Raw genomic sequence first — 14,582 nt, forward strand, 5'->3', positions numbered from 1 at the left:
TGCGGAAAGTCCGGTTTGAACCACCCGCGAGGGCGGCCCAGGCTGCCAGATTTCAATGGCTTCCGCGATGGCCAATACGTCCTTAAGCTCAACTGTGTCTGAGGATTGAACTTTAGCACAAGATCGGTGAAGCAATGGCAAAGGCGCACCATGCCAAGATAACTGCGGTCAAGTGTTTCATACTGCCAGATGTGACTCGCGTATGTGTATTTCCCCTGCCAAGCTGTGCAGTAGCCGAGGTCCTTGTCGCTCTTTCTAGTCCTCTGTTAACTGCTCGTAGCGATGGGCTCGCTCAGGTGGGGTGTCACAGCGGCTTTCGAGCCGAACTGCGTTAAGTCTCTAAGATACGTCTAAGTTTCGCGCGATCGACTTTGGAGGCATGACGCTTGTCCATCGGCATATTGTCTATCGAAATTACATTTGGAACGCCAAAACCAAGCGCAGATTTACTCCAATCATTGAGGTGAGTCCGGGATCCCTGGACGCAGAGAGTGGGGCCTGCTTTCGTTTTGACAAAAGCGCATCGGTCTACACCGGGCCATTGCTGTGCTGCGACTTCGATTGCAAAGGGAAAGAGAATACCTGAAGCGACTTCAATTTCGGACCCGACCCGCCCCCACAGCCATAAACGCCCGTGATCATCCAGCGTACCGGCGTCACCAGTCCGGTGCCATATGATGTCACCTTCCTTGATTTTGTTTTTCTCTGAGTGAGTTGGGTTCAAATACCCGTCGTTCACATGCGCGCCGGAGACTTGAATCTCATCGTCGCGGATGCGTAGCATGATGTCCGGCACCGGGTAGCCCACGAGAAGGCCCATCCCAGCAGCCATATCGCGGTGATCCTTCGCCGAGATGTCGCGTGCGTTGAGATGGGCAATCGGTTCAGCTTCGGTCGATCCGTAGACACACATAACCGAAAGACTGTGCCGGGATATCAACGCTTCCACCAGGTTTGGAAACACCGGACCGCCGCCGGTGAACACCGTGTGTAGCGGGCCGGTGTTGCCGGATTGGACCAGTTTCTCACATAGTGATGGGGGGATCAGGGCGCGGGTGATCTGCTGCGTTTGAATCCAGCTTTCCAACTGGCCGGACGACAGGCGGCTCAGCTTGCTGAGCTTCCAGTTGGGCAAAACACTTGTACGTCCGGCCGCCAGATTGATCAGGGTGAACACCGGAAAGGCGACCAGATCACGCTCGGCATTGTTGCTGTGGAGGAGGGGCGCGATGGCATCGTGCTGTGCCATCAGGAACGCGTGCGAGCGTGGAATGGCTTTGGGCTGACCGGTCGTGCCGGAGGTAAAGGAGATAAGGGCGACATCGTCCGGTTGCACCTTGTGCACCGTCGGGGTGCTGTGGCCTTCTCCGGGCGTCAGCAGGGGGAGGGTCCAAAGGCTGGGAAACAGAAACTTCAGTAACGAATATGCGCCCGCCGCACAGAACGCTTTTGGTTTTGTGGTCCGGGCGGCATGGCGCAGACCAGACAGTCCCATAGCCGGTTCCGGCAAGACAACGGTGGCACCAAGGGACCACAGGGCGGCCAGACTGGCATAGAGGTCCGCGTTGACGGGCATGGCCATCAGGACACGATCCCCCGGCTGGATACCCTTGTCCTGCCACCGACCAGCCAAGTGCTGAACGCGCGACTGAAGGCCTTGAAAGCTGATCTGGTGACCCTTGCCGTCCACGATGGCTGTTCGGTTCGGAGTCCGCTCAACCGCAGCGGCGAAATGGGACAGCAGGTCAGCCATTCAGCTTGCGCCCAAGTAGGGAATAGCGCCGGAAGATCGTCGCGCCTTCGGCGGCGCTGCGCTCGGCAGAAGTGTTGTCATCATGGATCAGCGCATGGATGGCGGTTTCATATCCCATGCTGAACGCCGTCTTGTGAAACCTGTGGGCCAGATGCCGCCCGGCACCCGGTTCGAGACTGGCATAGGTCTTAAGGATTGCAGAATTCGGATTGGGGCCTTCGGCATAGTTGGGAATGCCGAACAGAAACCCGGCCAGTGTCCCGTCGCGGCGGCGCGCAAACAGGATCAGGTCGCGCTTCATCATCGGCACAACCGGCATATACATGGCCAGAAAATCCGTTTCGGAAATCGGCGTGTAGAACGCGTTGTTTGAGAACGCACGGGTCGAAAGTTTGAAGACCTGACGAAACAGGGCCTCGGGGTCTGTTCCATCCCATTCTTCCACGACAATACCATCGGTTTCAGGGGGTGCTGATCCAGCGGCGGTCCGCAACGGCACCCGGGCCGAAAAATATCGGCTGATCTCTGTGAAGCCTGCCGACTGAAAAACCCCGGGCTCATGAAGTTTGTTGGTAGGCTCCATAAGGAACGGAGCGGACCCGTCGCTGTCCGAGACAAACCGGTAACTGTGCCAGGTGTCGCCCGACATTGGCCCAATGATGCGGTCGAGGCCCGCGTCTTGTACCCGCTCTACCCCTTTGAACAGGATTTCGGCACCCGCGTCGGGCGTTTTGCAGGAAAAATCGCCGAAGGTCGCGGCGGGAACGCCGTCCCAGCTCGGACCGTTCAGATAAACGGTCAGCTTTGCATCCGCTGTTTTGATGGTCTCTTTGGTCATGAAACGACTCCGGTAAAGAACCCTGCACCAAGCGATCCAGCAACGATCCAAACGTAGTAAATCAAGGGCAGGGCGAGGGCCAACAGCGTCAACCTGAGCACTCGGTCTTTTTCGAACCAATGTGGTCGGAGCAGCGGCACTGCGACTGTACAAAATAGCGACAACAGGGCCAGAATCGTCAGTGGTTCGGCCCAGTTCGACTGTTCAGAATTCAGGGAAACAGCCCAAGCCCGAATGAAATAAAGGACAGCCGCAGCAAGCGGTATAACAATAGGAATGGGACGCAGCGCCACAGCAGCGAGGCCCATAGCCAGCCCCATCGCGCTGAGCCCAAAGAAGGATACCGCATCCCATCCCGTTGCATTTCCCACCGCAAGCCAACCAAATCCCAAAAGCCCCAAGGCTGCTATGATATCCAGATCGGGGTACCTACTGTCACAAGGCGACGCAGTACGCGCCCAGCCGTGCGCGGCAAGAACCATGATCGGCAGTACTGTGTTCTGCAATTTTGCGGCGGCCAGCAGCAAAAAAATCGCGACAACATAAACACGGGTCGCATGTTTGGTCAGGCCCAGTTTGGTTCCAACCACGCCGAAACTGGCAAGGGCGGCAAAGAACATGCCAGCCAACAGGGCGAGCTCTGCCAAAGAGCTGTAATAGTGGCCGTTCAAAAAGATCAACAAGCCAAGCGGCAGGAACAGGTTGTCAAACCCCCGCCAGCTCTGCGCCTCGACCAAAGTGCCAAAGCCTGCAACCATAAGGCACAACATCATGATGTTAGATGGCGGGAGTTTCGATAGGAACAAGAAGCAGATGATCGCAACCAATAGCGTTACGACAAAAAACACGACTGATCCTTCTAAGCTCTTATCGCCATCTTCTACCACGTAGCGTTTGGTTCCATACGTGGTCCCGGCAAGCGCAGCGGCTGCATCCGCCAGTGTCAGAACGGCGATTGGCAGAATGTAGAACAGCGTATTATCCCTTGCCAGCAGGAAGCATAGCCCAACCGACAGGGCGAGTAGAAAGTCACCATAGGAGGTACGCTCCACGCCATGCAGGGTCGCGCCCAGACCCGAAGAAAAACGGGGCAGGCGTAGCACCAGCATCACCAGGATTGTGGCCGCAATCAGCATGTAAACCGGCCAGCGATCGGGAAACAGCCAAGGCAGAAGCAGTGCAAATAGGCCTGTGCTGACATGCATAAGCTTGCGCTGCACTTCGGGGTTCAGGCCCGCTGTACTGGCCAGATGGCGTATGACCATCATGACACCGATCAGTGCCAGCACGGACCCCGCCGCCAGCAGAATCTGCCCAAGAACAGTCACGGTTGAACCTCTTCGACGACGAAATCCGAATAGAAGAATGCCATGTCGCGGGCTTTCTGCTGGGTTTCGATGTTGGTCAGGGTTTCGACGCGATCCAAGTATTTCGAAGGAACCCGACGGGGTGCCATCATGTTCCAATAGACCAACCGGGCGTTTGGCTCGGCAGCGGTCAGGACAGAGCCGTAGACCTCTCGGAAGGTCTCGGGCGACATGTACTCGAAGATGTCGGAAAGGTTGAACCCGCTGGCTTTCTCACCTGTCGATACAAAAGCCTCAAGCGATCCATGGCGGATATCCAGGCGATCCAGCCGGGATCGGATCGTCTCATAATGCTCGGGACGCCACGCCATCGGCAGCGCGTCGCCATGATCGCCTTTGAGAATCCAGTGCAGATAGGGATTTTGCGAGGGATCGGTGGTGACCCCTGCATGACGGATGCGACGGGCGACATGTTTAGCGGGGCTGCCGTCAACATGGTCGAAAAAGGCACTGTCCCGGCCCATGCGACCCATGACGAAGCGAGAGAAGAAGATGTTCAGCAAAAGACGCCATCGCACCGTATTGAACCGCGTGTCGAAGAACGTCTGTCGCTCTGCAGGAGCGCGGGGAACGAACACTGCGTCAATCGTACGCCGTGAATGCACAAGAGGCAGCAGCCAGGTTCGAAAGATGCGAAAATAGCGCTCGAACTTGCCGACGCCGCCGATGCCGTGCTTTTCGGCATCCGGGATCAGAGCCCGCCAGAAAGCGCGCGTTTCGGCATCGGTGGCCTTCAGAACCCGGTTCAGTAGGGCACCCCGTCGGGTACTTCGCCGCGAGCCTGTGAGCTCAATGAACTCGGGATGGGTCAGCACTTTGTAGGCTGCGATCCGCAGCTTGAGGCAGGCGATCTGGGCTAGTGAAAGGTCCAGAACAACAACGCGCGCGGGATCGAGCGTCAGCATCGCCAGCGCATTATCCCCGGCCGAGCAGATGGACACCAATGTCTTGCCCGCACAATCGCCCAAGGCGGAGGTGAGAACATCTGCGTCCTCCCACAGTTGGGCATAGCGGATATGGTCGAAATCCGCTTTTTCCTCAATCTCACTGCTACCCATCGCACCGCTCCACCGCGCCGCTTGCTCCGTCGACCCGGACCATCTCGCCATCTTCGATCCAGTTCGTGGCGCCTTTCAGGCCAACCACGCACGGGATACCCAGTTCTCGCGCGACAATGGCTGAGTGGGACAATAACGACCCTCGTTCGACGACGATGGCGGATGCGTTTGAGAATACGGCGATCCAGCCCGGGTCGGTGTGGCGGGCGACCAGGATGTCTCCGGGGTCCAGAGCCTCGGTGCGTGGATCGCGGATCACACGCGCGCGCGCCTTGATCTGTCCTGCGGAACAGCCCGTGCCGTGCTTCACCCGTGCCGTGTCCGCCTCGGCTTCGGCGCTTTCGGACCAGACCGGCGCGATGGCGGGGCCACGGATTTCGATGCGTTCCGGCGGGTCGGGACGTCGGGACGAGGCCTCATCCTCCTGTTTGCGTCGCTCAACGATGCCTTTCAAATCAGGCGACAGGCTGTAGCCTTCGACTGCTCCGAGAACCTCATGTGTTGTCAGGAAGAATACATCCCTTGGTGTTGAAAGCAGATCACGGGCGGCGAATTCCCGGCCGATGCCTAAAAACACACGCCGCGCATAACCAAAGATACGCGTGCGTTCAAAACGCAGGTTTTCACGATCGCGCACACGTGCCTTGGTCCAACCCAAAATCCACGTGGCCAACTGCCGTTTGACGGGGTTTGCCGGAAACAGCGCCTGCCAGTCCGGTTCAACGCCTTTCTGGCGCCCGGATGGAGGGCGTTCGGCGCTGGCTGCAACGGCCAGCAAAAGGCTGGTGGGATCGTCGCGTAGCGGGACGCTTTCCAACTTGAGTTCTTCCGTGCATCGGTCGCCGAATTTCTCAAGATACGCATTAACTTCGGCTTCGATTTGCCTGTGTCCTGACAAAACTGACAGATGTGCATTGGCCTTCAAAGGTGCGGCAAGACCCGCCTGCCGGACCAACTCTCCCATCCGGGCAATGCGTTGAGCGGGTTCCGCCGAGACGATATCGCCTTGCCCAATCATGAGGTCATTGTGCAGGGTCAACCCGTCCTCGCCCAGCCACTTTTGCAGCAGACTGCGCGAGCCGCCAAAGGCAATCATGCATAGAAAATCGTTGATAAGCGGGGCGTCCCAACGATCCAACAGGGTGCTTTCGATGCGTCGAAATTCCGCTGCCAGTTCGGTCGCGTTCGAGGCATCTACATCCAACCCCGTCTGCAAGATGTCGTTCAACCTGCGATAAAAATCACGCCGGGTCCGTGGCAGTCGGATGGCTTGCCAGATCAAACCGCTCGCAACCTTTAACAGCTTTGTGTACTCCACAAGTTTGCGCCAGCCGCTGGTGGGCGGCGGCGCAAGCGCATCCGTGACCTCACGTGGCATCGGTTCAGAAACGCCCATCATCGTTTCCATGTGGTCGCGGTTCAGCGAAAACCCAGGCAATAGCGCCAGCGCGCGATACCAGTTGATCAGATTGTAATAGGCACGCCCGTCCACCCGCCCAAGCAAATTATCAAACACGGTTGGGTTCCTGGCAACCGTGTGCTGGGACACACCCAACAGCCTGACGAAAGCGCGATACACCTGAGAATACACATGCAAGGCAAAGGAATAGGTCAGCGGGCTGACGATGCCGGGATAGCTTTCAACGATATTGGAGTTGTCAAAAATCGTCAGTGTCTGGTCTTCGAGCGGAGAGGGGCGCAGGGCTGTAGTGATCGGCCGAGCCTGCAGAATATGTAACCCTTGCGCATCAATGGCCCATTCGATGTCCTGAGGGGAGCCGAACAGCGCTTCGGCTTTTCGGGCAAGGGCTGCGATGGATTGCGCCTCAGGTACGGTCAAATGTGCGGGGGTGTCTGGTGCGCTTTCCGGTGCGCCATCCGCGCCGACGACCCAGTCTTCTCCGTCTGCTTCACCAGACACGAGCTTTTCTGCAAGGCCATCAATGGCCGAAATCACGACCACATTGCGCCTACCACTAACCGGATCGGCGGAAAAGGCGACGCCGGCCGTTTTGGCGTCGATCATGCGTTGCACGATGATCGCAGGAGCCTCGGCCTCGCCGCCGGATTTGACCGCACGGTAGGTTTCGACCGTTGCTGAGAAACCGGATTGCCAAACCTGCTTGGCAGCCGCGATCACACGCTTGTCGGGAACGTTCAGGACCGACTCGAACTGTCCCGCATGGCTGTGATCCACACCATCTTCAGACTGGCCAGAGCTGCGTACCGCAAAAGGTCCGGGTCCGAGCGTCTCGAGTGCGGCGGTCACAGCCGATTGCAGGCCTTTTTGCGCGATGGGGCCGGATTGCCCCATGCGAAACGCGTCATTGGTGATGACAAAGAACGCGGGCGGGAAAAATCCGTGCTGCGTCAGATGCGACAGGGCTGCCGCTTTACCACCGACAACTGAGGCATCTTTGGCATCCGCTTGGGCCACAATGAAAATCATACAACGGCTCCGATCAGGTAGGGTAGGAACCCGGCAGTGGCATAGCAAAAAAACACCCACAGGCCGGACACAGTATCCATCCAGTTCTGCGCTTTCACAGTTGGCGCCTGACTGTAACGGAATGCGGCAACCCCGCAGGGAATCAGCGCCAGCGCGCCGATCAGGGCGCTTGGCCAGCCGACTCCGGTGGCGCTGCCCGTGCCGACAAGAAGCGCGCAGGACAGCAGGACGCAGCCGAACCAGATACGTCCCGCCAGAAGCGGACCCCATAGCGCGGAATAGGTATCGACCCCGGCGATTTCGTTTTCAGGCGCCCACAATTTCCGCCCGATTTCAAGGACGCAGCCATTCACAAAGGACAACGCCAGAAATAGCCACAGCGAGGGTGCCGCCCCGCCAGCCGGTATCCATTCGAGACCGGTCAGCAACAAATCAATCAAGGGCATGATTGCCATATGGCTTAGCAAGTACAGAACCGGCCGAGCCTTCAACAAGGCCGGGACACCGAATTCAACCGTCATCGCCGCGAGCCAGATCCAGACCGCACCCAACAGCCACAAAATCGACGGGTGCCAGAACCAGGCCGCAGCAAGTGCCAGCGGGATCGTCAGCAAACCCAGGCTCAGAACCTCGCCCGGTGAGACCAATCCGCGTGGTATCGGCCTTTCGGGACGGTACCGCCGGTCGTCCTCGGCGTCCTTGAACTCGTCACAGACCCGCATCTGGAAGAATAACGCCATGGCCAGCACAAAACCGGCGGCAAATGCGGGCCACTCGGGCAGGGGGCGGTCTGCCAGACGGGCGGACACGCAGATGCTGGCCGAGGAAAACACCAGCAGCAGAGGGACGGTTTTCTTCAGCGGAAATCGCTCGGATTGATAGATCCAAAATCGGTTCTGCGAACTCATCTTTGGCGGGCCAGACTTTCATGGGCGCGGGTGAAGTGACCCGCAGCTATCGCGGCAACGATGGAGATTTCTCCGCATAGACATGTCGCTGCGACAACCTCTGCCAAAGCCGTGCCACAACCGTTGCCCCGTAGGCCGAGTATGTTCAGCGCTGCTGCTTGGCTTGGCAAACCGGTGCCACCACCGACTGAACCAACAAGGATGTTGGGGAGCGTCACCGAGCAGAACAGATCGTCACCCCTTGGTTCCATACGTGTGACACCCATTGCGCTTTCGGCAACGCAGGCCGCGTCCTGTCCGGTTGCGATGTAAAGCGCCGCCAGCCCATTGGCATAATGCGCCTGCGCCCCAAACTGGCCAGACAAATGCGCCCCCAGATTGGCGACACGACCATAGTCCAGCATCGCCTCGACCGTTGTTCCCAGCGTCTTTTCAACAATCTCGGCCGGAAGCGTAACCGAGGCGCTGACCTTGCGCCCGCGTCCCGTCACCAACCCCAGCGCCGAGGCCTTTTTGTCGCCCGAGAAATTGCCTTCAACATACCAGTTCTCAAGCGCAACAGGGCAGCTGTCAGCGATTGCTTGGCACAGGGCGTCGGTGGCGATTGTCACCATATTCTGACCCGCCGCGTCACCTGTGGTGTAGCGGCAAATCAGGAAAACGACGTTTGTGTCAATAAACGGCTCCAGCGATATAAGCCTACCATGGCGGGTCGTCGCTTCCGCCGCAGACTTGAGCGTCTCGACGTTTGTCACTACCCAGTCCACGAATTGCCCTGCCTTCAGTAGGCTTTCGAACACAAATGCGGGGGTCCGCAGCACTCCTTCGTACAGCACGGCGGTGCTGACCCCGCCTGCCCGGGTGGCGGCATATGCGCCCCGTGCGTAGGAGGCGACCAGTGCGGCCTCGGTCGTTGCGAGGGGAACATGAAAATCGCCATTTGCGTTCATTCCGTTCAGTCGCAAAGGACCAATGACCCCGACAGGTAGCTTTACCGTCCCGATGAAGTTCTCGATATTGGTACCGTACGTTTCAGCGTCTTCGACGGTTGCTCGATCTGCGATCGCCTCCTGATCCTCTTCACTGGCTGTGGGTCTCAACTTGTCCCAAAAACGAGCCACCATCTCAGCGGTAGGTTTGCGGGACGGCCGCAATGTTGAAAACTTTGCGTCGTTTGACGCCATATGCTGCGGTATCTGGTCGGCGTCAAATCGTGCTTTTATGCGTTGAAGCATTTCCCGAACGTGAAACGGAATTACCAAAAGCGCGCTCCAATAGATTTTCTGTACAGATGTGTTGCAGCCAAAAAACCGATGCGTTGGCAAGTTATCAGTTGTAAGGCCGAAATCCAGCCAAATGTCCATCAACCAAGTGTTTGATCCCAAAGGGTCTCGCATTTGTCGCAGTTGAAGGTACTGGTATTCTCTGCAAGACATTTTGGGCACGGCAAGCACCGCCAAAAGGAATGTAACCCTTCTGACGCTAAACGCGGAGCGATCAAACTTTGGGCACAGTTTAGCCACGAGTTTAGATGCGAGTTGTGCTGAGACAGCATGTGTCCGATTAGGGTCAGGCTTCATAACCAAAAGATGATGGTTGCTGCGGGGGCGCTTGCGGAGAGGAAGGCCCTGGGCAGTGATCATAACGTGTCGCCACGCGTCTCCAATCCTTGAGCCTGCCAAGCATGATCTCGATGCGGCTGCGTCGTTTGTAGCGGCGCTTGTCATACGTCGCGGAAATGTTGCGTTGCTCTCGACCAGGGGTGCGGGCGCGTATCCCTTTGTCGCAGCCATGCTGGCCGCGGTAAGATGCGCCTTTAGTTGGGGCGCGTCGATCGCCACGGGCTTTTCCTTGTCGCGTCCGGCTGCCGGGCCGACCATCATCCGAGCGAAGATAGCTTTCTCGCTTCAACGCTTCCATTGGCTATAAAGCGTCTTGTGCGGTCCGTATTCCGTGGGGGCGCCACGTCATCGCAACCCATTGCGATTGATGAACATAATGCCGCTCAGCCGCCTTTTGTCATTGGCGCATGGCTTGCCATGCGACTACGGGAAGAAAACGAAAAGCTCGCCCATCTGCTCGGCGGTTGGCCGGAAAACGTCGCTCAGTTCAACGCTCCGTTTTCCGCGCCGTGAATTATGCAGCGCACTGAAACTCAATGCATCCTGAGCCTACGGGGTCAATCGAATACCGACGCAATTTGATCGACGCTTACCCCTTCTTTAATCTCGCGCAGGCGGGCGTAAATCAGAGCGATCGAGATACCGGTCAACCCCGCAGCAAATGCAGCAATAACTGAGAACCCGGCCATCATTGCCCAGTTTCCAGCCTCCACCAGCATGTCGGCAACAATACCGGCTAGAAAATTAACGATCCCGGCACAAATCCCGATCAGAAGCAACGTGCCAAAGATCGGCCAGCGATATCCCTTGGTCAGTGCCATGCTCCGCCCAAGACCGCGAAATCCTGCTCCCTCAATGACTACGGCAGGCGCAACCACCGAGAAAACTGCATAAACCCATAGCCCGGGAATTATGAAAGCAAGCGACGCGAGCCCGGCGAGAATACTGCTGATCGTCGTCAGGATCGCAATCGGAATGGCCGCCCGCAGAGCTGGTGAAAAATAGCGGCCGAGCTGTAGTGGACGTCCCAGCTTGGAATCATAGGCCAGTTGCACCAGCAGAGCTGTGGCAAGGGCATAGAATACGATCTGTAAAATGATTGTCAGCATCCAGTTGGCAAGGCTGGAAGAAGTACTGAAATCTGGCTCTTCGACACCCAGCGCAACATCCGCGCCGACCATCATGCCTGCGATCAACGAGCTCAACAACGTCGGTGCTAATGCCAGCAGGATTACGGCAATTAAGTTTTTGAAGAGGATCGAAAAACTCTCACCCACGATATTACCTACGCCGAGAGACTCACTGCCGCCGTATTCTGTTGAGCTCACCATTATTAAACCTCACTTTTTTGTACTTCAATTGCTGCGCGATAATCTTCTAAAAGTTGTGTGCAGTATCCTCTTAAAGCCGGTAATTGAATTTAAAAAACGGCCTCTGCAAGTCGATTTTTGGTCAGAAAAGGGGCGGTTATCGATTTTGATCACGACGAGTTGTCGTTGCCCGCATAATGTTTGTCCATGCGTCGCTCACCGAACAGTTGGCGCTTTTCAAGATGTTCGCGCTGTGCATTGTAGAACGCCCTGAGGAAACTCAGTCGCTCGGTTTCGGGCACCTTGTTCGCGTAACCAATCTTCTGGCGGATTTTTTCGACAACGCTTTCAATGGTGGCTTTGTTGCTTTGCGACCGAACCGGCGACCCGCCTTTTTCTTGCGCCCTCAGAAGCATTTCGAGGGTCTGCAACTCGAATGCGCCGTATTGGTCAAGCTGATGTGTTAGGAAGGTAAAGCTTTCTGTCGCTGTGGTCTCTTTGGCCGGGACCTGAGCCAAATCCATCAGCAGCACCGGTACTGGCAGGTGTATCACGTGGGTGCCTGCCATGAGATCGCCAAGTCGCTGTCTATGACGATTGAACAGCGGTACAAGCAGTCCCCCAAGTATCCAGACCAGCGCCAGTCCCGTGGCCACTGGTGATGCGGCATCAAGGGTCAAAAGCAGGGTTGCAGGCAGGAATATTTCGGCCTCTTTCATCAGGTTCCTAAGCACCAGCGCATGGGTGCCCAACGACTTGCCATCATGTGAGACAACCTTGATCTTCATTAACCGCTTGCCCAAGGTCTGCCCGTTCCAAGCCAACTCGGCTATGACGTAGTAGGGCACCCGGATTGCAAAGAAAAGTAAACTGCCGATAGCGATCAGCGTACTCGGCTCGGCAACCCCAAGAGACATGAGTAGAATTAATGCTGCGATGGCGGCGACCAGCGTGATGCCCACATCCGTAATCTGCGCGGCAAGTCGCACGCCCAGCCCGGCCACCTCAAGATAAAGGGGTACGCCTTCTGGCGGGATCAGCTCAGCCGCCGATGGCGGCGGCGTAGTGTCGCATTTGCGTCGCCACAGTCTCATTTCCACGCCTTGCCGCCCAGAGTGAACCAAGCCAGCCAGCACAATCCCAACCCCCAGCCAATTAGATACCGCGCACTTTTATCCTGGATAAGCTGACGCCCGAACCCTTCCACGAGGGCAGCCACCGCCAGCATAAAGGCCGCCACCAGTGCCAACTTCACCGCATCTCGGCCCGCGTGGCGCAGCGCAGCGCGGCGGCTTCGTTTCCCGGGAAATAGGATCGCTGCCCCTAGCTGCACCCCTCCACCGGAGGCAATGCAGATCGCCGCCAACTCGGTTACTCCATGGATCGATAGCCATCCCCCAAGATCGCTGCCCAGTCCGCGTTCCACGTGCAGCGCGTAAAACGCACCCAGCAACAGACCATTGTAAAAGGTCAGCAGGATCGCGGGCACACATAGGAACACCCCAAGGCCAAACACAAAGATTGCGATGCGGGTGTTGTGCGAGAACAGATAAGTGGCAAAGGCTCCAAGCCCGGAGGCGCTCGGTTCATCATCATAGATCATTTGCCGCAGTTCTTCGGTGGTTGATGTCGGCCCGCGCCCTCCGGCCAGTTCGGGTGGCATGAATACGTGATACCAGGCCGGGTTTTCCAGAAATAGCTGATACCCTGCCAACCCCCCCAGCCCCATACACAGAAAACCAATCGCGATGAACAACCAAGACCGACGTATAGCTGTCGGTGCCCCACTTACAAAAAACTTGCGCACAAGCCCGCCCAGACGCTCCTGAGGTGCGTAGACCGACAGATAGGCGCGCGCAGTTAGTGCTTCGAGATAGTCCAGCAACGCCTTGTCCAACGAGATTTCGCGGGCTATGGCAAGTGATGTGGTCGCATTTTTGTACAGCGCCGCCAGATCGCGGGCAGCCGCGAACTCCATCCGCTGTAGCCCGACGCGTTCGGCTTGGCTAACCAACGTTTCCAGACGCCGCCAGTCGGCTTCACGCTTTTTCCGGAACCGGGCCGAACGGATGAGATCGCTTTCAGCCATCAGATCAACTCCCGCGCCTTAATTTCCAGATAGGTCGAGATCAGCTTGGCCGTCACGGTGTCCGGACGCGCATCCAGTACCGTGACCCCCAGGCGTGCCAACCTCTCCAGCACAAGGCGGCGTTCGCTGATCGTCTGGTTTGCTGCCACCAGCGCGGCGACCCCATCCAGATCCCTGGGCGCAGCCTCTACCAAAGCCTCAACCTCAGGGTCGCGGATGGTGACGAAGATCAGCAAATGACGCTTGGCCAGAATGGCGATGTTTTCGACTAGCAGTTCAGCCGAGGTCGTGTCGATGAAATCGGTGAAAATGATGATCAGGCTGCGTTTTGGGGTGCGGGCGTTCAATTCGGTCAGGGCTAAGGTATGATTGGTCTCATGGCCTACATAAGCCAGTTCACTGGTCCAACTGCGCAGGCGTGCAAAGGTCTGGCGTCCTGCCCGCGGTGCCGCAAAAGATCGCGGACGCACGTCGTAGGCGTAGTACCCTACCAGATCACCGCCGATTGCCGCTGCCCAAGCCACGGCCAGCGCGGCTGTCACCGCATGGTCGATCTTGGGCAGACCGGCGATCTCCTCACGCATCAGATAGCCATTGTCCAGCGCGACAATGACGTGGTGATTGCGCTCGGCCCTCAATTCTTTGGCCACGAGCTCCCGCCGCTTGGCCGAGCGTTTCCAGTCGATCGATTTCACGTCCATGCCATGCACGAAATCCCTCAACTGGTGAAACTCCGACCCTTCGCCGATGGCGCGGTTTTCCTTCACACCATAAAGCGTAGATTTAACCGTCGTGGCGATTTCACCTGACTGAATCAGCCGGATGTTGGGTACCACCCGCACCTCCAGCACGAAATCCAATCGTGGCACGAATTCAAAAAGCTGTAGGCGGGAGGGCCATTTAAGCCATAGATGTTCGAAGGCCCAGATGCCGCGGCGTATGCCGCGGCATTCAATCTCAGCCGACCCGACCCCATCCGGTCCGATCTTGAACATGAATTCCGCCGCACCGCTCAATCCCTCAGGCCACTCCAGCCGCGCCTGCAGTTCCCTCGGTGCGTCGGGAACCTGCAATTTCAGTACCCGCACCTCGCCCACGAAAATCTCGGGCCGCATGTCGGAAATCAGCTGCTTACGAGGACTGAAAGACATCAGAATATCTGTTGCTGCCAGCAAGGCCAACAGCGCC

11 protein-coding genes and 1 pseudogene are annotated in these 14,582 nt (G+C 57.5%); all 12 read right to left on the reverse strand.

The annotated features are described in order from the left end of the window. Positions 1–331: 331 nt before the first annotated feature. Complete coding sequence (locus tag RA27_RS10910; protein WP_039538474.1) at positions 332–1,753, reverse strand: AMP-binding protein; 1,422 nt, start codon at positions 1,751–1,753, stop codon at positions 332–334. Continuing rightward, positions 1,746–2,591, reverse strand: a complete 846-nt coding sequence (locus RA27_RS10915) for a hypothetical protein (RefSeq protein ID WP_039538477.1) — start codon at positions 2,589–2,591, stop codon at positions 1,746–1,748. Before RA27_RS10915 ends, RA27_RS10910 begins: the two co-directional genes overlap by 8 nt. Then, complete coding sequence (locus RA27_RS23165) at positions 2,588–3,919, reverse strand: hypothetical protein (RefSeq protein ID WP_052265262.1); 1,332 nt, start codon at positions 3,917–3,919, stop codon at positions 2,588–2,590. The genes RA27_RS10915 and RA27_RS23165 overlap by 4 nt, the downstream gene beginning before the upstream one ends. After that, entirely contained in the window at positions 3,916–5,016 is a 1,101-nt protein-coding gene (locus tag RA27_RS10925) for a DUF3419 family protein (RefSeq protein WP_039538478.1), read from the reverse strand. Before RA27_RS10925 ends, RA27_RS23165 begins: the two co-directional genes overlap by 4 nt. Beyond that, entirely contained in the window at positions 5,009–7,465 is a 2,457-nt protein-coding gene (locus tag RA27_RS10930; RefSeq protein ID WP_039538481.1) for a PEP/pyruvate-binding domain-containing protein, read from the reverse strand. The genes RA27_RS10925 and RA27_RS10930 overlap by 8 nt, the downstream gene beginning before the upstream one ends. Beyond that, positions 7,462–8,373, reverse strand: coding sequence for a UbiA family prenyltransferase (locus tag RA27_RS10935; RefSeq protein WP_039538484.1), 912 nt, complete (start codon positions 8,371–8,373; stop codon positions 7,462–7,464). Before RA27_RS10935 ends, RA27_RS10930 begins: the two co-directional genes overlap by 4 nt. Beyond that, positions 8,370–9,473: a hydroxymethylglutaryl-CoA reductase gene (locus RA27_RS10940; RefSeq protein ID WP_241484053.1), complete on the reverse strand. Its 1,104-nt coding sequence runs from the start codon at positions 9,471–9,473 to the stop codon at positions 8,370–8,372. The genes RA27_RS10935 and RA27_RS10940 overlap by 4 nt, the downstream gene beginning before the upstream one ends. A 476-nt stretch (positions 9,474–9,949) precedes the next feature. Then, positions 9,950–10,481: pseudogene (locus RA27_RS23690) on the reverse strand (IS5/IS1182 family transposase). Positions 10,482–10,552: 71 nt separating this feature from the next. After that, complete coding sequence (locus RA27_RS10950) at positions 10,553–11,326, reverse strand: membrane protein (protein WP_039538492.1); 774 nt, start codon at positions 11,324–11,326, stop codon at positions 10,553–10,555. Between the two features lie 149 nt (positions 11,327–11,475). After that, complete coding sequence (locus RA27_RS10955) at positions 11,476–12,399, reverse strand: RDD family protein (protein WP_039538499.1); 924 nt, start codon at positions 12,397–12,399, stop codon at positions 11,476–11,478. Continuing rightward, the gene (locus RA27_RS10960) at positions 12,396–13,394 is read right to left on the reverse strand and encodes a stage II sporulation protein M (protein ID WP_039538501.1); all 999 of its coding nucleotides are present in this window, start codon (positions 13,392–13,394) and stop codon (positions 12,396–12,398) included. The genes RA27_RS10955 and RA27_RS10960 overlap by 4 nt, the downstream gene beginning before the upstream one ends. Further along, entirely contained in the window at positions 13,394–14,545 is a 1,152-nt protein-coding gene (locus RA27_RS10965) for a DUF58 domain-containing protein (protein ID WP_241484054.1), read from the reverse strand. The genes RA27_RS10960 and RA27_RS10965 overlap by 1 nt, the downstream gene beginning before the upstream one ends. Positions 14,546–14,582: the final 37 nt, after the last annotated feature.

The sequence above is a fragment of the Ruegeria sp. ANG-R genome (assembly GCF_000813985.1).
Taxonomy (GTDB): domain Bacteria; phylum Pseudomonadota; class Alphaproteobacteria; order Rhodobacterales; family Rhodobacteraceae; genus Ruegeria.

Bases quoted from the DNA above. Each gene is read 5' to 3' on its own strand.
- RA27_RS10910 (WP_039538474.1), bottom strand. From the start codon at position 1,753: ATGGCTGACCTGCTGTCCCATTTCGCCGCTGCGGTTGAGCGGACTCCG.
- RA27_RS10915 (WP_039538477.1), bottom strand. From the start codon at position 2,591: ATGACCAAAGAGACCATCAAAACAGCGGATGCAAAGCTGACCGTTTAT.
- RA27_RS10925 (WP_039538478.1), bottom strand. From the start codon at position 5,016: ATGGGTAGCAGTGAGATTGAGGAAAAAGCGGATTTCGACCATATCCGC.
- RA27_RS10930 (WP_039538481.1), bottom strand. From the start codon at position 7,465: ATGATTTTCATTGTGGCCCAAGCGGATGCCAAAGATGCCTCAGTTGTC.
- RA27_RS10935 (WP_039538484.1), bottom strand. From the start codon at position 8,373: ATGAGTTCGCAGAACCGATTTTGGATCTATCAATCCGAGCGATTTCCG.
- RA27_RS10950 (WP_039538492.1), bottom strand. From the start codon at position 11,326: ATGGTGAGCTCAACAGAATACGGCGGCAGTGAGTCTCTCGGCGTAGGT.
- RA27_RS10955 (WP_039538499.1), bottom strand. From the start codon at position 12,399: ATGAGACTGTGGCGACGCAAATGCGACACTACGCCGCCGCCATCGGCG.
- RA27_RS10960 (WP_039538501.1), bottom strand. From the start codon at position 13,394: ATGGCTGAAAGCGATCTCATCCGTTCGGCCCGGTTCCGGAAAAAGCGT.
- RA27_RS10965 (WP_241484054.1), bottom strand. From the start codon at position 14,545: ATGTCTTTCAGTCCTCGTAAGCAGCTGATTTCCGACATGCGGCCCGAG.